The sequence below is a fragment of the Pseudalkalibacillus sp. NRS-1564 genome, assembly GCF_050467905.1.
GTDB classification, from domain to species: Bacteria; Bacillota; Bacilli; order Bacillales; family Guptibacillaceae; genus Guptibacillus; species Guptibacillus hwajinpoensis_B.
In genome coordinates, this window is record NZ_JBITPM010000030.1 from 62,340 (window position 1) to 80,350 (window position 18,011).

The window sequence follows — 18,011 nt, forward strand, 5'->3', positions numbered from 1 at the left end:
ATTTTAAGCTTTTTAAAGGGCTAAAGTATAAGAAGAACGATGGCTTCTGTTAGAACCTGAGGGCGAGTTCTTCTAATAAGCTCATTGATGAAATGCATTGAGAAGCTGGAATTTAGCCAGTACGAGTGGACCTTCCGATTAAGTTAAGAAAAATGTAACCATCTGCATTGATTTTATTAAAAAACATAAAATCTCTCGTTTCAGATGAATCCCCTTCCTTTCTTGAAGGGCAGAATACAAACCATGAGGGGGCAGAAAGATGACAGCAAAACATAAGAAGTACATCTTTGTAACAGGCGGTGTTGTTTCTTCGCTTGGTAAAGGAATTACAGCAGCTTCATTAGGACGACTTTTGAAAAATCGCGGCGTGAGCGTAACGATTCAAAAGTTCGACCCGTACATTAACGTTGACCCAGGGACAATGAGTCCTTATCAGCACGGTGAAGTATTCGTAACAGATGATGGCGCTGAGACGGATCTTGACCTTGGACACTACGAGCGCTTTATTGACATTAACCTTTCTAAGAATTCAAACGTAACAACAGGTAAAGTCTACTCTACGGTTCTTCGTAAAGAGCGTCGTGGCGACTATCTTGGAGGAACAGTACAGGTAATTCCTCACATTACGAATGAAATCAAAGAGCGCATCTTCCGCGCAGGTAACGAAACAAGCGCTGATGTAGTTATTACTGAAATCGGTGGAACGGTTGGAGACATCGAGAGTCTTCCATTCCTTGAAGCGATTCGTCAGATCAAGAGTGACATTGGCAAGGAGAACGTTATGTACATTCACTGTACGCTTCTTCCTTATCTTAAAGCAGCTGGTGAAATGAAAACAAAGCCAACACAGCATAGTGTGAAAGAGCTTCGAAGCCTTGGTATCCAGCCAAATGTTATTGTTGTTCGTGCGGAACAGCCAGTTCCACAAGAAATGAAAGACAAAATCGCTTTGTTCTGTGATATTGATGAGCATGCGGTCATTGAAGCGCAAGATGCTGATACGCTTTATAAAGTTCCTCTTGCTCTACAAGCACAAAAGCTTGATGAGATCACTTGTCAACATTTGAAATTGAACTGTCAAGAAGCGGATATGACTGAATGGAATGAGCTTGTTGAGAAAGTTCAAAACCTCTCAGGCAAAACAAAAATTGCGCTTGTTGGGAAATATGTCGCTCTTCAAGATGCTTATATTTCCGTTGTAGAGTCGCTTAAGCACGCAGGCTATGCATTTGATGCTGACATTGACATTAAGTGGATTAATTCTGAAACAGTTACGCAGGAAAACGTTGAGGAACTTCTTTCTGACGTAGATGGCATCCTCGTTCCAGGTGGATTCGGCGATCGCGGAATTGAAGGAAAAATTACTGCGATTCAGTATGCGCGTGAAAGCAAAGTACCTTTCTTAGGAATCTGTCTTGGTATGCAGCTTGCTTCTGTTGAATTTGCACGTAACGTTCTTAATCTAGAAGGTGCTCATTCAGCTGAAATTAAACCAACAACGAAATATCCAGTCATTGACCTTCTCCCTGAACAGAAGGATGTTGAAGATCTTGGTGGGACACTCCGTCTCGGTCTTTATCCATGTAAGCTGACGGAAGGTACGAAAGCATATGCGGCTTATAACGATGAAGTAATTTATGAGCGTCACCGTCATCGCTATGAGTTCAGCAATCAGTATCGTACTGAAATGGAAGAAGCAGGCTTCATCTTCTCCGGAACTAGCCCTGATGGCCGTCTTGTAGAAGTCGTAGAAGTGAAGGATCACCCGTGGTTTGTGGCATCACAATTCCACCCTGAATTCACATCACGTCCAACTCGTCCACAGCCGTTATTCAAAGAATTTATTGGCGCTTCTATCGCTAACAGCAAATAATTACAAAAAGCCTCTTCTCCGTTCGGAGAAGAGGCTTTTTTAGGAGAAAGTAGCATTAGAATTCGTAGCCATGCTCTTCTAATATTTCCCTCGTAGTTAAATAAAGAGCATGATAAATGTATAAAGAAGTGAGTAGAGAAGGGTAACCGATTCGTTTCCCATCATCATTTGGCACGAGACCGGAAGTAAGCCCGGTGTTAATGTGAAAATGAACGCTTTGCTCAAGCAGAGGATCAGTTTCTTTCTTTGTTGCTGATATGCCTACAACCTGAGCTCCTGTTGCTTTGAATTTCTCAGCATGCTCAGCCGCTAGTTTGTCATCGTTAAACCGTGAAAATAATATCACGCAGTCATTTTCAGTTAATGTGGCATGGTCATGGAGAATCGCACTTGAAGGAAGCTTCTCAGATCCGTACACTGCTTCAAGAGCAGCACCCTGGAGCTCATGCTCGCCAAAAAAAATAAACCGTCCCGCCTCCTGTTATCGTCTGTGCGAACAATCGGGATATATCTTCAATCACCATCTCATGCTGATCTTGAATAATCTTAAACTTCCCCATCAGCTGAGTCGTAAAAATCTTAAGCATCTTATCACTGCCTTTCAAAGTTTTTATAAAAAAGAGAACTGATTTTTGGTTGTATTTTGATATAAATATATGAATAAATCTCATTATATCTAAAGAGAAGATGAACAATTTTTTTGCTCATTGCAGGTTCCTATTATAACGAAACTACATGACACTTGCGAATTACAGCCCTCGATGTATAATCAGGAAGGGATTCAACAATTTGAAGCGAACATAAACAGTAAGACTAACTGAAAAGAAGGTGCTCTCACATGAATGAAAAAATTTTAATCGTAGATGATCAATATGGAATCCGAATTCTTCTAAATGAAATCTTCCAAAAAGAAGGATATCAAACATTCCAGGCAGCGAATGGCGTTCAAGCACTATCGATCGTAAAAAGTGAGGATCCCGACTTAGTCATTCTCGATATGAAGATACCAGGAATGGACGGACTTGAAATTCTAAAGAGAATCAAAAAAATGGAAGCAAGGGCGCTTGTCATTATTATGACTGCCTACGGTGAACTAGATATGATCCACGAAGCGATGGATCTAGGAGCAATTACCCATTTTGCGAAGCCTTTTGACATTGACGAGATACGAGCAGCAGTAAAAAAAGAATTAGCGTCGCTTTCATAAAGAAAGGTAACGCTTACATAAACAAATCCCATTAAATCAAGCTTTTCCCCTTCTTTTATGAAAGTGATATGCTATAATAGAACCGTGTTTTTGGAGAAATTGTAGAGCAAATGAATTCAGTTTAGCGGGAAGTTCTTGGACGACGGCATACATAAAAACATCGCGTTTGTGCCATCTTGAAGAAGACAGTTTTTCTGGATACATCTGCATGCTTCAATGACAAGTATTCGTTATTAAGATGTTCCAGGTATCATCCTGGCAATTTTAAATTATATTGAGGAGGATTTACCATGCCTTTAGTTTCTATGAAAGAAATGCTCGAAAAAGGTAAAGCAGAAGGCTACGCAGTTGGCCAATTTAACCTTAACAACCTTGAGTTTACTCAAGCTATCCTACAAGCTGCACAAGAAGAACAATCACCAGTTATCCTTGGTGTTTCTGAAGGTGCTGCTCGTTACATGGGCGGATTCAAAACAATTGTTACAATTGTAGAAGCGCTTATGGAAGAGTACAAGGTTACAGTACCAGTTGCTATTCACCTTGACCACGGTTCTAGCTTCGAGAAGTGTATGCAAGCGATCAACGCTGGATTCACTTCTGTTATGATCGACGGTTCTCATTACCCACTAGACGAAAACATCGCTCTAACTACAAAAGTAGTAGAAGCTGCACATGCAGTTGGTGTTTCTGTTGAAGCTGAGCTTGGACGCATTGGCGGACAAGAAGACGATCTTATCGTTGACGATGCTGAAGCTGCATACGCAATCCCTGAAGAGTGTGAGCGCCTTATCAACGAAACTGGTGTAGATTGCTTCGCACCTGCACTTGGTTCTGTTCACGGCCCTTACAAAGGCGAGCCTAACCTAGGATTCGACCGCATGGAAACAATCAGCAAAATGACTGGTGTTCCTCTAGTACTTCACGGTGGTACTGGTATTCCAACTGCTGACGTTAAAAAAGCGATCAAATTTGGACATGCTAAAATCAACGTGAACACTGAGAGCCAACTTTCTTCTGCTAAAGCAGTTCGTTCTGTACTTGAAGAAAAGCCAGATCTTTACGATCCTCGTAAATACATGGGACCAGCACGTGACGCGATTAAAGAAACAGTAATCGGCAAAATGCGTGAGTTTGGTTCTTCTAACAAAGCGTAATAACTTCTTAAAATCGGATCATCAAAACCGCTCTATTATGAGCGGTTTCTGATTTCCGTTTTTTAATCCCCTAACTACTACCTTGCGACTATTTTTCATTTATTTACAATCAAATCAGCTAACTTAAAACAAAATATGTTAAAATCTTTCTCGTAACCGCTTTCTAAAATCAAAGGAGGACGAACATAATGAAAATTTTCATAGATTCTGCAAACCTGAATGATATTAAAGAAGCACACGATATGGGAGTAGTAGCTGGAGTAACTACGAATCCATCTCTTGTTATGAAAGAAAAGGTGAATTTCCATGATCGTCTTCGTGAAATTACAAGCCTAGTATCTGGCTCTGTTAGTGCAGAGGTTGTTTCAACAACTGCTGAAGAAATGATTGAAGAAGGAAAACAACTAGCTGAAATCGCACCAAACATTACCGTAAAGGTTCCAATGAATCGTGAAGGGATGAAGGCGGTCAAAGCATTCTACGAAGCAGGAATTAAAACAAACGTAACGCTTGTTTTCTCTGCTAACCAGGCTTTGCTTGCAGCACGTGCTGGTGCGTCTTACGTTTCGCCATTCCTTGGACGTCTTGATGATATTGGTCAAAATGGTCTTGATCTCATCTCTGAAATCTCCGAACTGTTTGCGGTACATGGAATTGAGACTGAAATTATTGCTGCGTCCATTCGTCACCCAATGCATGTAACAGAAGCGGCTCTTCGTGGCGCTGACATTGGCACAATGCCACTTAAGGTCGTTCTTCAGATGCTAGAACACCCGCTAACTGATAAAGGAATTGATCAATTCCTTTCTGACTGGGAAGAAGCGAAGAAAGCTAATAAATAGTCTTATTAAATTGGCATGAACTTCCTGTTTTTGCCCATACTATTCTTAAGAAGTATCAAAATTCGACAGAAACATGAACAGGAATGAGATGCGGACGAAGAAGGGAGACCGTTATGGAAAAGTTGATGATCGCTGGAGGCCACCGATTAAGCGGTACAGTTCAAGTGAGCGGCGCCAAAAATAGTGCGGTTGCATTAATTCCGGCGGCTATTCTAGCAGATTCCACTGTCACAATTGATCATTTGCCGAACATTTCTGACGTGGGAATTCTCCGTGATTTACTAGAGGAAATCGGAGGACAAGCTGAGCTCGATGGAAATACATTAACTGTGAATCCACAGGACATGATTGCCATGCCACTGCCGAATGGAAAAGTAAAGAAGCTTCGTGCTTCTTATTACTTGATGGGTGCGATGTTGGGTCGTTTTAATAAAGCGGTTATCGGACTTCCAGGCGGTTGTAACCTTGGACCGCGTCCGATTGATCAGCATATTAAAGGCTTTGAAGCTCTTGGTGCAAAAGTAACCAATGAGCAAGGTGCGATTTACCTTCGTGCTGATGAACTGAGAGGGGCCCGTATTTACCTTGACGTTGTAAGTGTAGGAGCTACGATTAATATTATGCTTGCAGCCGTTCGTGCAAAAGGACGGACAGTCATTGAAAATGCAGCGAAAGAACCAGAAATTATTGATGTTGCCACACTGTTATCTAGTATGGGAGCGAAGATCAAAGGAGCAGGGACAGACGTCATTCGTATCGATGGTGTTGACGAGCTAAGTGGCTGTTACCACTCGATCATACCTGACCGCATTGAGGCGGGCACTTACATGATTATGGCAGCGGCGATGGGAGACGAAGTCGTCATCGATAATGTCATCTCGCAACATCTTGAGTCACTTATCGCAAAGTTGCGTGAGATGGGTGTAAAGGTAGAGACGAATGAAGACCAGGTTTATATTCGTTCACCACGCGAAGGCTGGAAAGGCGTTGACCTGAAGACGCTCGTCTATCCTGGTTTCCCAACAGACTTACAGCAGCCGTTTACATCGCTCTTAACAAACGCAGAGGGTAGTAGCATTGTGACCGATACAATTTATGGCGCAAGATTTAAGCACATTGATGAACTTCGCCGAATGGGTGCGAATGTGAAGGTGGAAGGACGTTCTGCCATCATTAATGGAGCTGTTAAGCTTCAAGGTGCGAAGGTACGTGCTTCTGATCTGAGAGCTGGTGCGGCCCTTGTCGTTGCTGGATTAATGGCAGAAGGCGTTACGGAAGTTTCAGGACTTGAGCACATCGATCGTGGGTATGAACGACTTGTAGAAAAGCTGAGCAATCTTGGCGCGAGAGTGTGGCGTGAGAAATTAGATCAAGAAGAGCTTAAAGAAGTGGAAAGCTCTTAAGAATGCAGAACAGGCGGTGAAAACCGCCATTCTGTCATCTTTTCGTGTAAGCGTTTTAAAAATAGAGATCGTGTGAACTTGGGGGGAAGCATGATGGAAAGAAGTTTATCGATGGAACTTGTTAGAGTGACCGAGGCAGCTGCACTTGCTTCAGCGCGTTGGATGGGAAGAGGCAAGAAAGAAGAAGCAGATGATGCTGCAACGACTGCTATGCGTGACGTTTTTGATACGGTTCCGATGAAAGGAACAGTTGTCATCGGGGAAGGCGAGATGGATGAAGCACCAATGCTTTATATCGGTGAAAAGCTTGGAACTGGATATGGTCCGCGTGTCGATGTAGCTGTCGATCCTTTAGAAGGAACAAATATTGTTGCGGCAGGAACATGGAATGCCCTCGCTGTTCTAGCGGTAGCCGATCACGGAAATCTTCTTCATGCTCCTGACATGTATATGGACAAAATCGCAGTTGGACCAAAAGCAGTAGGGAAAATCGATATTAATGCCTCCGTACACGAGAATCTAAAAGCAGTAGCTGAAGCAAAAGGAAAAAATATTGAAGACTGCGTGGCGGTCATATTAGACCGTAAGCGCCACGAAAAGATTATAGAAGAAGTGCGTTCTGCCGGAGCTAGAATTAAGCTTATTTCTGATGGAGATGTAGCAGCAGCAATTAACACAGCGTTTGATGATACGGGCGTCGATATTTTGTTTGGATCTGGTGGAGCACCAGAGGGTGTCCTTGCTGCAGTAGCACTGAAATGCCTTGGTGGAGAAATACAGGGTAAGCTGCTACCGCAAAATGAGGAAGAATTAAACAGGTGTAAAGAAATGGGAATTGAAGACGTCTCCCGCGTTCTTCATATGGAAGATCTTGTGAAGGGCGATGACGCCATTTTTGCAGCGACAGGTGTTACTGATGGTGAATTGTTAAAGGGAGTTAGGTTCCAGGGAACTTCTGGTACAACGCAATCCGTTGTCATGCGTGCAAAGTCAGGAACAGTTCGTTTCATCGACGGAAAACATAGTTTACAAAAGAAGCCTGATCTGGTCATTCGACCTTAAATCACTATAAAGGAAGCGAGATTTCATGCAACATTGGTTTTTACATGTTGAATATTCCTAAGGAATCTGGTAAAACTATAAGGTGCTGTATTATTGTTAGTACGTTTAGTTACCGAAACTATAATGTGAACGAAATAGATAGTAAACTAATCCTGGCTCATTCGATCTGTGGAGAAGAGGTACTTATACTCGCCGTGCTTTCTTTTGCAAGTTGATCATGAGCCAAAGATGACGCTCGAACAAGCCGAGAATTATCAGAGTAACGATTGCTAAGCAACACCTTCGTTGTGCACTTCCTCTACTCTCACTTAAGAGATGCCTGAATGGATAGCCTCTCACAGGATCTCAACAAACTCTTTCTCTCTTTATTTATTTTCTCAACCGTCAAATTGGTCAACTCTATACAACGTACTTACGTTGTGAAAGCAAACCTCTTTGCGCACTCATATCATTTTCCAGCCGTTAGGGTCAAACCTATTATTATATAAAAAGTGTGGTGTCAACATGGCAGTAAATATATCAGAATTAGAACAAATGACGTTAAAAGATCTATACGAACAGGCAAGACTATACAAAGTCTCATATTATAGCAAGTTGAATAAGCGAGAACTTGTATTTGCCATATTGAAAGCGCAGGCTGAACAATCAGGCCTTCTTTTCATGGAAGGTATTCTAGAGATTATTTCCTCTGAAGGATTTGGATTCCTACGACCGATTAACTACTCAGCTAGTGCAGAAGACATTTATATTTCCGCTTCACAAATTCGTCGATTCGATTTACGTAACGGTGATCGCGTATCGGGTAAAGTAAGACCCCCTAAAGAAAATGAGCGCTACTACGGTCTCTTACACGTAGCCGCAGTAAATGGAGAAGACCCTGATTCTTCTAAAGAACGCGTGCATTTCCCAGCGCTTACGCCGCTGTATCCTGAGAAGAGAATGAACTTTGAGAACAAATCAGGCAATCTTTCAACGCGTATCATTGATATGATCTCGCCTGTCGGGTTTGGACAGCGTGGTTTAATCGTAGCTCCCCCAAAAGCAGGGAAAACAATGTTGCTGAAAGAAATTGCTAACAGCATTACAACGAATCATCCTGACACAGAACTTATCGTGCTTCTCATTGATGAGCGTCCTGAGGAAGTAACGGATATCGAGCGTTCTGTTGATGGGGATGTTGTTCATTCAACTTTTGATGAAACACCGGATAATCACATAAAAGTAGCTGAGCTTGTGCTAGAGCGAGCTATGCGTCTTGTTGAGCATAAGAAAGACGTTGTGATTCTTCTTGATAGTATTACACGTCTTGCTCGTGCTTATAACCTTGTTATTCCTCCAAGTGGACGTACACTTTCAGGTGGTATTGATCCTGCTGCTTTCCATCGTCCAAAACGATTCTTTGGTGCGGCAAGAAACATCGAAGAAGGTGGAAGCTTGACGATCTTAGCGACAGCTCTTGTGGAAACAGGCTCTCGTATGGATGACGTTATTTATGAAGAATTCAAAGGAACAGGCAACATGGAATTGCATCTTGATCGACGTCTTGCAGAACGACGTGTTTTCCCAGCGATTGATATTCGTCGCTCTGGCACGCGTAAAGAAGAGCTACTTCTTCCAAAAGAACAGCTTGAAATGCTTTGGACAATCCGTAAGAGCATGGATGACTCATTTGAATTCGTTGATAATTTCTTGAAACGCCTTAAGAAAACAAAGGAAAACAAAGAATTTTTCGATCTATTTGAGAAAGAAAAAAGCGGTTCATCTCGCTAATTAGGGATTGTTTCGTCACAGGATGATCAATTGCATTGTCTCTACCTCCCTGCTATAATACTTCTATGTGTGCAGAAGCTAAAAGGTAATGCCTTTTAGCTTCATTTAACTCTGGTTCCTCAGGAATCAGGGCGGAAGGAGATGAAATTCATGAAACAAGCAATTCATCCTGGTTATGAAAACATCAAAGTTAGATGTGCTTGCGGTAACGAATTCGAAACTGGATCTACAAAACAGGACGGCGTCAGCGTAGAGGTTTGCTCTGAATGTCACCCGTTCTATACTGGACGTCAGAAGTTTAATGACGCTGGTGGACGCGTAGATAAGTTTAGAAGAAAATACAACCTAAAAGGTTAATGATAGAACAGGCAAGTTTTTACTCCTTGCCTGTTTTTTTTACTCAATATTCTTAGTGGAAACAACGCACTTTTTATAAGGTAGGGGAAGATTTTTGACTCACCTCCGCACTTGTAGGAAGAAACGGCTCGAGCAAATAAATTTGCTCACTCGTTTCTTCCTACAAGTGAGTAAGTCAATGAGTGAGATCATACCCGATGAAATTATAAACGTTTAAAATCAATAATTGGATGAAAGTATACGCAAAATAAAGACTGTGCTGATCAGTCATTTTTTAATGCTTATGCTGGAGAAAGGAGAAGCGGTTGAATGCATGTCATGAAGCACAGCGGCTGGATTGAGGTTGTTTGCGGAAGTATGTTTTCCGGAAAGTCGGAAGAATTGATTCGTCGAGTGAAGCGAGCGACTTATGCAAAGCAAAAAGTCCAGGTGTTCAAGCCTAAAATTGATGATAGATACAGCGAAGAATCTGTTGTGTCTCATAATGGAATGTCCGTTATCGCTGTCCCAGTTGATCATTCACAAGCGATCCTGGACCGCGTCTCAGAGGATACAGATATGGTTGCGGTAGATGAAGTACAGTTTTTTGATGAAGAAATCGTAGATGTGGCTCAGCAGCTTGCTGATGAAGGCGTTCGTGTAATCGTCGCAGGACTCGACCAGGATTTTCGCGGCGAAGCATTCGGGCAAGTTCCTAAGCTTCTTACGGTTGCTGAATCAGTTACGAAGCTACAAGCAATCTGTGTTGTATGTGGTTCTCCAGCAAGCCGTACCCAGCGTTTAATTGATGGGAAGCCCGCGCATTATGAGGATCCGATTATCCTTGTTGGTGCGTCAGAATCCTATGAACCACGCTGTCGTCATTGTCACAAAGTACCAGGGAAACCAACGGCGCGAGACAATAAAGAGCAGCAAATATCAAAATAAGTCCGGGAAACCGGGCTTTTTTTAATGCGCGAAAACATCTGGTTTCATTTCCATAGAAGAGGAGAACGAGAATCTAACCAGTCATCTTTGGGCACCTTAAAACGAGGAGGTGACTGACTGATGAGAAAGGTTTCAACTATGATGATTGCATTCCTTTTACTTGTAGCTGCTTGTTCGCCATTAAAGCCACCAGAGGCGGATGGACAAGCGGGAGAAGGCCAGAATTTAAACACAGATATTAACTTAAATCCTCAGTCCTATCGCAATATGAGTGTTGATAAGCCAACAATTAGTGACGATCAAGATAAGATTCGTGAAGTCGTCGAGACAGAAGGTTTCGATGCTGGAGTCGTTTCAATCACAGGAAATCACGCGTGGGTCAATGTGAAATTTAGCAATAAAAATGAAGCGAGTTTAAATGAACAGAAAAAAACCCTCGCTGCTAAAATTTATCAAGCCGTACCGAGGTACAAAATTCATGTACGAGCAAGATAAACCCTCTCATGCGAGAGGGTTGTTTTGTTTTATTAGTGCTGGGCGCGTCGCGCTGCCTGTTGCAATGGATCCCAAACGCTATTGTAAGGGGGAGCATATGCGAGATCAAGATCCTCAATGTCATGAAGCGTCATCTGGTGGTAAAGAGCCGTTGCAAGCACATCAACTCGCTTATCAACGCCGTACTTTCCAATAAACTGTCCACCGATAATTCGTTCGTTATCATCTCGGAAAATAATTTTTACGCAAAGTTCACGAGCTTCTGGGTAGTAACCCGCAATGTCAGTTGCCTCGGTTGAGCAGCTTGAGAATGGTAAATTTAATTCTTTTGCTTCGTTAGTAGAAAGGCCTGTGCGGCCAAGAGTTAATCCGAAAAATTTAATAACAGAAGTGCCGACAATCCCCTTAAATGTATTTGGTTGCCCAATCATGTTAAGGCCAGCAATGCGCCCCTGCTTATTTGCCGTTGTGCCAAGAGGAACAAAGTCATCTCGTTCTTTAATGCGATGATAATGGGTTGCACAGTCCCCGGCAGCATATACGTCCTCTTTACTTGTTTGCATGTAGCGGTTCACCTGAATAGCGCCGTTAGAAGTTGTATGAAGACCGCATTCTTTGAGGAAACCAGTATTCGGTTTGACGCCGACTGAGACGAGAACAAGGTCTGCATCATATTCTCCTTTGTCAGTCACGATTTTTTTGACGCGCTTATCCCCTTTGAAAGACTGAACGCCTTCATTTGTATGAACCGAAACATTGTTTTGCTCGGCTTCTTCGTGTATAAGCTTAGCCATATCGTCATCAAAAATACTGGCAAGGTGCGGTCCTAACTCAATGATGCGTACATTTTTACCGAGTTCACGGAACGTTTCGGCCATTTCGAGTCCAATATATCCACCGCCAATGACCGCCACATTTTGTACGGAATCATCAAGATCTTTTATCACTTTTTCAGCATCGGGAATGGTCTTTAATGTATGTATGCCGTTAAGGTCGATGCCTTCCCAGTTTGGTTTAACAGGACTTACTCCTGTAGCGATCAGGAGCTTATCGTAATTTTCTTCAAAGTGATCATTCGTTTTTAAATTGATTCCTTTTACAATTTTGTTTTCAGTATCAACGTTTGTAACCTCATGGTAGACACGTGCGTCAATTCCATACTTTTCTCGAAATGTATCGACGGATCTTGCAATCAGTTTATCCGTAGATTCAATTTTTCCGCTGATGACATAAGGTAGCCCGCATTGGCCATACGAATAAATATCTCCCTTTTCAAGCGTCACAACTTCCGCTTCCTCATCGTTTCGAATAATTTGCATTGCCGCACTCATACCAGCCGCATCTCCGCCAATAATAACAAACTTCATCTATAAGCAGCCCCTTTCCTAATCGTTCAGTCTAGCCTACTTTCAGTTTACCCTTAAAAAATGATGTTAAAGCTATTTTTGCTTTTGACTGGCGAAATGTCCTATACTATAATTAGAATGTTATGCAACGAAAACGAGGTGAAAGATCTTGTTAGACCGTTTAGAAATTGTAGAAGAACGTTATGATAAGTTAAATCAGTTGTTGAGTGATCCAGAAGTCATTAATGACACGACGAAACTCCGCGAATATTCCAAAGAGCAAGCTAGCCTTGAGGAAACCGTTCAGGTGTATCGTGAATATAAGGAAATTCTCGAAGGCATTCAAGACGCGAAGGCGATGCTTGAGGAAGAAAAAGATGCAGAAATGCGTGAAATGGTGAAGGCAGAGCTTTCAGAGCTTACACCACAAGAAGAAGAGTATGCAGAGCGCTTACGAGTGCTACTTCTTCCTAAAGATCCGAACGATGAGAAGAACGTAATTATCGAAGTTCGAGGAGCAGCGGGTGGAGACGAAGCCGCATTATTTGCTGGTGACTTGTACAAAATGTACAGCCGCTTTGCTGAAATGCAAGGTTGGAAGTCTGAAGTCATCGAATATAGTTCAACGGAGCTAGGTGGTTATAAAGAAATTATCTTTATGATCAACGGTGCCGGCGCATATTCCAAAATGAAGTATGAAAACGGCGCACACCGAGTGCAGCGTGTTCCTTCAACAGAATCAGGTGGACGTATTCACACGTCTACGGCCACAGTAGCCGTGCTTCCTGAAGCGGAAGAAGTGGAAGTTGAAATCCATGACAAAGACATTCGTGTTGATACATTTACTTCAAGTGGACCAGGTGGACAGAGTGTTAATACAACGATGTCAGCTGTTCGCTTAACCCATACGCCAACAGGTGTTGTGGTATCGTGTCAGGATGAGAAGTCACAAATTAAGAACAAAGAAAAAGCGATGAAGGTTCTTCGTGCTCGTGTGTATGATAAGTTCCAACAAGAAGCACAGAAAGAGTATGACGATAACCGTAAATCCGCTGTTGGAACGGGTGACCGTTCTGAACGAATCCGTACGTATAACTTCCCACAAAACCGCGTGACGGATCATAGAATTAACTTAACGATTCAGAAACTTGACCAGATTCTTCAAGGGAAGCTTGATGAGTTCATTGATGCGCTAATTACAGAAGAGCAAACGCGCTTAATGGCAGAAGCTGGAGAGTGACCTTATGAAGACTGTATTCGAAGCCCTTAAATGGGCTTCTTCTTTTTTAGAGAAGCATGGACGTGAAGCGTCAGCAGCTGAGTGGCTGATTAAGCATGAGTTAAATGTAACGAGAACGGAATTGCTCCTTCGAATGCAAGACGAAATGCATGATTATGAAAGTTTTGAAGCAAAAATCCAGGAGCATGCAAGCGGCATTCCTGTTCAGCACATTGTCGAAAAGGAAGAGTTCTATGGTAGAACGTATCGGGTCAACCATCATGTTCTCGTTCCAAGACCTGAAACAGAAGAGCTTGTGGAAGGCATCCTTACAAGAGTGAAGAAGCTATTTCTCGATCCGACAAAGGCAACGATTGCTGACATTGGAACGGGAAGTGGGGCAATTGCAATCAGTCTAGCGCTTGAACTTCAAAATCGAGAAGTCACTGCGGTCGATATTTCTGAAGATGCTCTAGAAGTTGCGAAGGAAAATGCGCGACAGCTTGAGGCGCCAATCTCGTTTCTTCATGGCGATTTACTTCAGCCGTTAGCAGGACGTAAGCTTGATATCGTTGTCTCAAATCCTCCGTATATTTCTGAAGAAGAATACGCAACTCTTGACCCGTTGGTTCGAGATCATGAACCTATTCAGGCACTCGTTGGAGGAGAAGATGGATATGAGCTTTATCGAAGACTTGCGGAAGGTCTCCCTAGTTTGATCTCGTCTCCAGGATTAATTGGATTTGAAGTAGGAGAAAAGCAGGCGAGAACCGTTGTTACAATGCTTGAATCCTCTTTTGGTGAGGACATTGAAGTGGAAGTTGTGAAAGATATTAGTGGGAAAGAACGGATGGTATTTGGTGTTGTAAAATAACCCTGTCGATTCTACTCGCATTCTGGTGAAGAGTTCTACGTTTAAAACGTTCGATTCTGGCCAGAATGAGAGCTAGAAGGGACGGGATACAAGATGAATCAAAGAGGACTTATTAATCTATTAATCTCATTTTTTATTCTTGCTTCAAGTCTCCAGAGTTCGGGAATAATAACAGCAAATCAACAGGTTATTCCAGACGAAGCGATTCGTCTTCGCATTTTAGCCAATAGCAATAGCAATGAAGATCAAACCGTGAAACGCAGCATTCGTGATGAAGTCAATGAATCGATTAATGAATGGGTTGCTGATCTAACTTCTATTGAAGAATCTCGTCATGTGATTAAAAGTCGTCTGGCCGAGATTGAAGCCATCGTAAGCAAGCAATTAGAAATGATCGGTAGTCGTGAATCTTTTTCCGTTACGTTCGGAGAAGTGGCTTTTCCAACGAAGCTTTATGGCGACTTCGTGTATCCAGCAGGTGATTACGAAGCTGTGCTCATTACGATTGGTGAAGGGCTTGGGGATAACTGGTGGTGCGTACTGTTTCCACCGCTTTGCTTTCTTGATTTCTCAAATGGTGATGCCGTCCAAGCTGAAAGTGATGTAGTGGAAGAACCATCTGAAGAAGTAGAAGTTGAATTCTTCCTCGTCAAAATAATTGATACGATTGTTGAATGGATTAAAGGGATTTTCAGTTAAAAGGTCTATTTTCCTCCTTCGAAGCATAAGACCATAACAGAACGGTATTGTGCTCAAAAAAGAATTTGAAGGAGGAAGATTCAATTGTTTCTAGTTAGAAAAGCAACTACTGAAGATGTCGCCGCCGTTTGGGATTTTGTGAAACGCTCTGGACTCGAAGTGGACGGGCTACCTAAGATTGAGTCCTTCCTTATCGCAGAATCAGAAGAGAAGGAGCTATTCGGTGTCATTGCCCTTGAAACGTTTGGTAATGCAGGTTTACTTAGAGCTCTCGTCTTAAACAGCTCCGAATCCACCTCAGAGCGTTTGCTACGTTTCTTTGATCAGGTGATTCAATTGGCGAAGAAAAACCAATTGGAGGAGTTATACCTTACGTCAAAAGAAGAATCCTTTTTCTTTCAAGTTTTCGGTTTCTCGACAATTCCTGTAGAAAATATCCCAACAACGTTGAAGACAAATGAGTTATTTACAAATCATTCAGATCAGCGAGTGATTATGAGAAAACGGTTAACGTAGGGGATCTCATCAACAAGGTTATACACAAAATAAGCATTCCTTATCCACACAATGTGGATATTAGCGTAATAAGACGAAGGAAGCGTTTTTACGAATCGTGTAGAATCCTGTGGAAAGATCACATATCTCCCCGAAATAACCGGGATTATTAGCATTTATGATATAAGAAGGTGTATAACATGGAAGGTATCCACACAAATGTTTGGTATGTGGATGAAAATGTGGATAGCGAAAAAAGTTATCCACAAATTGCGGAAGCAGCAGAATGTTTAAAACAAAATGAAGTCGTTGCTTTTCCTACTGAGACGGTCTATGGGCTTGGTGGGAATGCTTTATCTGAAGAAGCTGTCGCGAAAATTTTCCAAGCGAAGGGACGACCTGCAGATAATCCGCTTATTGTGCACGTTGCCTCTCGTCCACATGTGGAAAAGTTAGTAACGAGTATTCCGAAGCAAGCGGATGATCTGATGAATGCATTTTGGCCGGGACCTCTAACAATTGTTTTACCTGGTGGACAGAGTGTGGCTAGAAATGTAACAGCAGGACTCGATACGGTAGCCATTCGCATGCCAAATCACCCTGTAGCACTGGCCATATTAAAAGCTGCGAACTTACCTCTTGCAGCGCCAAGCGCGAATCTATCAGGCAAACCAAGTCCGACGTCAGCCGATCATGTCATTCATGATTTGAGCGGAAGGATCGCTGGCATTGTGGATGGAGGGTCAACTGGTGTTGGTCTTGAGTCTACTGTTGTGGACTGTTCTGGAGATGTCGTGACAATTCTCCGTCCAGGTGGTGTCACGAAGGAGCAGTTAGAAGAAGTGGTCGGCGAAGTGAAGGTTGATCCAGCATTAAGTGATGATGGCCAAAAGCCAAAGTCTCCTGGTGTAAAGTACAAACACTATGCACCGACAGCTCCTGTTACGCTTGTGGATGGCTCAGAAAAGCATTTGCAAACGATCGTGGACAAGCGTAGAGCAGAAGGATTGAAAATAGGCATCCTGGCAACAGAGGAATCAAAGTCATTATATCAAGCAGATATCATCATTCCATGTGGATCAAGAGATGACCTTATTTCTGTAGCGAATCGTCTTTATGATGTATTGAGGCGGTTCGATGAATCCGATGTGGATGAAATCTATAGCGAAATATTCACACATGAGGGAGTAGGAGCAGCGGTTATGAACCGGCTATCAAAAGCTGCAAACAATCGTGTGATGAAAGAATAGTAAAAACCCGCTCATTTGAGCGGGTTTTTTCATCGAGGCTAATTATTATTGCGTTTCTTTTCCACAAACTCTTCTACCATTTTCGTTGTTACGTAAGTTCGTGTAGGGATACTTCCTTGTTTAGCAAGTTCATTAATTTGAAGTGAAAGTTCATTGATCCGTTCAGTTGTATAAGATTTGTTCGCTTCACATTGTTCAACAGCATGAGCAATCGCTGCTTCTCGCTCTTTATCTAACTGAATAAACAATTTAATTTCACGATTTTTTTCATTAAGCTGATTTGAAATACCTTTGTGAACGCTCATCTAATTAGTTCCTCCATTTCGGCTCATTCCATACTAGAACATTACCCTTAACGAGCCCTTCTTAACCTATTATTCCTCCTTTCCCTTCTATTTTCAAGAGGACGTGCATAAAAGTTGAATAGCACGTCCCGGGAGGAGATGGAATGTTTTCCACTGTATTAATTGGTGAGCTCGCAACGTTAAGTATAATGGCATTTGCTCTCGGCATGGATGCTTTTTCAGTTGGACTAGGCATGGGTATGATCCCGCTCCGGCTTCGCCAAATTGCCAAAATCGGCGTTGTGATCGGACTATTTCATATGGGGATGCCACTTGCCGGTATGATCATCGGGCGCGTGCTTTCCGAGCATTTTGGCACGATTGCAACAATGATCGGCGGCGGTCTATTGCTTTTACTAGGCATTCAAATGGCACTATCATCACTTTCATCGAGCGATAAACCATTTGTCACTCCAGTGGGGTTTGGTTTACTTATTTTTTCTTTAAGCGTTAGTCTTGATAGCTTTTCCGTTGGACTAAGTCTTGGCATTTACGGTGCAAGAGTGGTTATCACGATCTTATTATTTGGGCTTATTAGCATGCTCTTAACGTGGTCAGGCTTAATGATGGGTCGGAAATTTCAGAGCTGGATCGGCTCGTACAGCGAACTTCTCGGCGGTTGCATACTATTTGGGTTTGGGCTGAAGCTTTTGATTTTGTAATGTGCAGTTAAGTGTGTTTGGCCAAATAAATC

20 protein-coding genes are annotated in these 18,011 nt (G+C 42.5%); 16 read left to right on the top strand and 4 right to left on the bottom strand.

Features of this window, described 5'->3' with window-relative positions:
* The first annotated feature begins 259 nt into the window (after positions 1-259).
* Entirely contained in the window at positions 260-1,873 is a 1,614-nt protein-coding gene (locus ACIFPW_RS14375) for a CTP synthase (RefSeq protein WP_194218360.1), read from the top strand.
* 55 nt (positions 1,874-1,928) lie between these two features.
* On the opposite strand, the gene ACIFPW_RS14380 is transcribed toward ACIFPW_RS14375, so the two are convergent.
* Both ACIFPW_RS14380 and ACIFPW_RS14385 read right to left on the bottom strand, forming a co-directional pair.
* Positions 1,929-2,291: a DUF2529 family protein gene (locus ACIFPW_RS14380; protein WP_430245261.1), complete on the bottom strand. Its 363-nt coding sequence runs from the start codon at positions 2,289-2,291 to the stop codon at positions 1,929-1,931.
* 25 nt (positions 2,292-2,316) lie between these two features.
* Positions 2,317-2,460 carry a DUF2529 family protein gene (locus tag ACIFPW_RS14385; RefSeq protein ID WP_430245263.1) on the bottom strand — a complete coding sequence of 48 codons (144 nt, stop codon included), beginning with the start codon at positions 2,458-2,460 and terminating at the stop codon, positions 2,317-2,319.
* 251 nt (positions 2,461-2,711) lie between these two features.
* Here ACIFPW_RS14385 and ACIFPW_RS14390 point away from each other — a divergent pair, with 251 nt between their 5' ends.
* From ACIFPW_RS14390 to ACIFPW_RS14430, 9 genes are all read left to right on the top strand, one after another.
* Positions 2,712-3,080, top strand: coding sequence for a response regulator (locus tag ACIFPW_RS14390; protein ID WP_194218362.1), 369 nt, complete (start codon positions 2,712-2,714; stop codon positions 3,078-3,080).
* A 290-nt stretch (positions 3,081-3,370) separates the two neighbouring features.
* Positions 3,371-4,234 carry a class II fructose-1,6-bisphosphate aldolase gene (fba, locus tag ACIFPW_RS14395; RefSeq protein ID WP_159786369.1) on the top strand — a complete coding sequence of 288 codons (864 nt, stop codon included), beginning with the start codon at positions 3,371-3,373 and terminating at the stop codon, positions 4,232-4,234.
* Positions 4,235-4,422: 188 nt separating this feature from the next.
* Positions 4,423-5,076, top strand: coding sequence for a fructose-6-phosphate aldolase (gene fsa / locus ACIFPW_RS14400; protein WP_194218363.1), 654 nt, complete (start codon positions 4,423-4,425; stop codon positions 5,074-5,076).
* Between the two features lie 113 nt (positions 5,077-5,189).
* Positions 5,190-6,479, top strand: coding sequence for a UDP-N-acetylglucosamine 1-carboxyvinyltransferase (locus tag ACIFPW_RS14405; RefSeq protein WP_194218364.1), 1,290 nt, complete (start codon positions 5,190-5,192; stop codon positions 6,477-6,479).
* A 93-nt stretch (positions 6,480-6,572) separates the two neighbouring features.
* Entirely contained in the window at positions 6,573-7,541 is a 969-nt protein-coding gene (gene glpX, locus ACIFPW_RS14410) for a class II fructose-bisphosphatase (RefSeq protein ID WP_194218365.1), read from the top strand.
* Between the two features lie 504 nt (positions 7,542-8,045).
* Entirely contained in the window at positions 8,046-9,311 is a 1,266-nt protein-coding gene (rho, locus tag ACIFPW_RS14415) for a transcription termination factor Rho (protein ID WP_194218366.1), read from the top strand.
* Positions 9,312-9,461: 150 nt separating this feature from the next.
* Entirely contained in the window at positions 9,462-9,668 is a 207-nt protein-coding gene (gene rpmE / locus ACIFPW_RS14420) for a 50S ribosomal protein L31 (RefSeq protein WP_303532428.1), read from the top strand.
* Positions 9,669-9,977: 309 nt separating this feature from the next.
* Positions 9,978-10,595 (top strand): thymidine kinase, encoded by a 618-nt coding sequence (locus ACIFPW_RS14425; RefSeq protein WP_194218368.1) that lies wholly within the window; start codon positions 9,978-9,980, stop codon positions 10,593-10,595.
* Positions 10,596-10,715: 120 nt separating this feature from the next.
* Positions 10,716-11,090: a hypothetical protein gene (locus tag ACIFPW_RS14430; protein WP_430245267.1), complete on the top strand. Its 375-nt coding sequence runs from the start codon at positions 10,716-10,718 to the stop codon at positions 11,088-11,090.
* A gap of 32 nt (positions 11,091-11,122) precedes the next feature.
* On the opposite strand, the gene ACIFPW_RS14435 is transcribed toward ACIFPW_RS14430, so the two are convergent.
* Positions 11,123-12,457, bottom strand: coding sequence for a CoA-disulfide reductase (locus ACIFPW_RS14435; protein WP_194218370.1), 1,335 nt, complete (start codon positions 12,455-12,457; stop codon positions 11,123-11,125).
* A gap of 148 nt (positions 12,458-12,605) precedes the next feature.
* Here ACIFPW_RS14435 and prfA point away from each other — a divergent pair, with 148 nt between their 5' ends.
* The 5 genes from prfA (at position 12,606) to ACIFPW_RS14460 (ending at position 16,973) form a co-directional block, all read left to right on the top strand.
* Positions 12,606-13,676, top strand: a complete 1,071-nt coding sequence (gene prfA, locus ACIFPW_RS14440; RefSeq protein WP_194218371.1) for a peptide chain release factor 1 — start codon at positions 12,606-12,608, stop codon at positions 13,674-13,676.
* Between the two features lie 4 nt (positions 13,677-13,680).
* On the top strand, positions 13,681-14,529 hold the full coding sequence (prmC, locus tag ACIFPW_RS14445; protein ID WP_430245270.1) for a peptide chain release factor N(5)-glutamine methyltransferase: 849 nt from the start codon (positions 13,681-13,683) through the stop codon (positions 14,527-14,529).
* 93 nt (positions 14,530-14,622) lie between these two features.
* Positions 14,623-15,228, top strand: a complete 606-nt coding sequence (spoIIR, locus tag ACIFPW_RS14450; protein WP_430245272.1) for a stage II sporulation protein R — start codon at positions 14,623-14,625, stop codon at positions 15,226-15,228.
* 84 nt (positions 15,229-15,312) lie between these two features.
* A complete protein-coding gene (locus tag ACIFPW_RS14455; protein WP_430245274.1) occupies positions 15,313-15,744 on the top strand; it encodes a GNAT family N-acetyltransferase in 432 nt (143 codons plus the stop codon).
* A gap of 188 nt (positions 15,745-15,932) precedes the next feature.
* A complete protein-coding gene (locus ACIFPW_RS14460; protein WP_430245339.1) occupies positions 15,933-16,973 on the top strand; it encodes an L-threonylcarbamoyladenylate synthase in 1,041 nt (346 codons plus the stop codon).
* A gap of 38 nt (positions 16,974-17,011) precedes the next feature.
* Here the strand turns inward: ACIFPW_RS14460 and ACIFPW_RS14465 are convergent, their stop codons facing one another.
* Entirely contained in the window at positions 17,012-17,278 is a 267-nt protein-coding gene (locus ACIFPW_RS14465) for a DUF2533 family protein (protein WP_194218375.1), read from the bottom strand.
* Between the two features lie 143 nt (positions 17,279-17,421).
* On the opposite strand from ACIFPW_RS14465, the gene ACIFPW_RS14470 reads away from it, so the two are divergent.
* On the top strand, positions 17,422-17,979 hold the full coding sequence (locus ACIFPW_RS14470; RefSeq protein ID WP_430245277.1) for a manganese efflux pump MntP family protein: 558 nt from the start codon (positions 17,422-17,424) through the stop codon (positions 17,977-17,979).
* Positions 17,980-18,011 lie beyond the last annotated feature (32 nt).

Bases quoted from the DNA above. Each gene is read 5' to 3' on its own strand.
- ACIFPW_RS14375 (WP_194218360.1), top strand. From the start codon at position 260: ATGACAGCAAAACATAAGAAGTACATCTTTGTAACAGGCGGTGTTGTT.
- ACIFPW_RS14385 (WP_430245263.1), bottom strand. From the start codon at position 2,460: ATGCTTAAGATTTTTACGACTCAGCTGATGGGGAAGTTTAAGATTATT.
- ACIFPW_RS14390 (WP_194218362.1), top strand. From the start codon at position 2,712: ATGAATGAAAAAATTTTAATCGTAGATGATCAATATGGAATCCGAATT.
- fba (WP_159786369.1), top strand. From the start codon at position 3,371: ATGCCTTTAGTTTCTATGAAAGAAATGCTCGAAAAAGGTAAAGCAGAA.
- fsa (WP_194218363.1), top strand. From the start codon at position 4,423: ATGAAAATTTTCATAGATTCTGCAAACCTGAATGATATTAAAGAAGCA.
- ACIFPW_RS14405 (WP_194218364.1), top strand. From the start codon at position 5,190: ATGGAAAAGTTGATGATCGCTGGAGGCCACCGATTAAGCGGTACAGTT.
- glpX (WP_194218365.1), top strand. From the start codon at position 6,573: ATGGAAAGAAGTTTATCGATGGAACTTGTTAGAGTGACCGAGGCAGCT.
- rho (WP_194218366.1), top strand. From the start codon at position 8,046: ATGGCAGTAAATATATCAGAATTAGAACAAATGACGTTAAAAGATCTA.
- rpmE (WP_303532428.1), top strand. From the start codon at position 9,462: ATGAAACAAGCAATTCATCCTGGTTATGAAAACATCAAAGTTAGATGT.
- ACIFPW_RS14425 (WP_194218368.1), top strand. From the start codon at position 9,978: ATGCATGTCATGAAGCACAGCGGCTGGATTGAGGTTGTTTGCGGAAGT.
- ACIFPW_RS14430 (WP_430245267.1), top strand. From the start codon at position 10,716: ATGAGAAAGGTTTCAACTATGATGATTGCATTCCTTTTACTTGTAGCT.
- ACIFPW_RS14435 (WP_194218370.1), bottom strand. From the start codon at position 12,457: ATGAAGTTTGTTATTATTGGCGGAGATGCGGCTGGTATGAGTGCGGCA.
- prmC (WP_430245270.1), top strand. From the start codon at position 13,681: ATGAAGACTGTATTCGAAGCCCTTAAATGGGCTTCTTCTTTTTTAGAG.
- spoIIR (WP_430245272.1), top strand. From the start codon at position 14,623: ATGAATCAAAGAGGACTTATTAATCTATTAATCTCATTTTTTATTCTT.
- ACIFPW_RS14465 (WP_194218375.1), bottom strand. From the start codon at position 17,278: ATGAGCGTTCACAAAGGTATTTCAAATCAGCTTAATGAAAAAAATCGT.
- ACIFPW_RS14470 (WP_430245277.1), top strand. From the start codon at position 17,422: ATGTTTTCCACTGTATTAATTGGTGAGCTCGCAACGTTAAGTATAATG.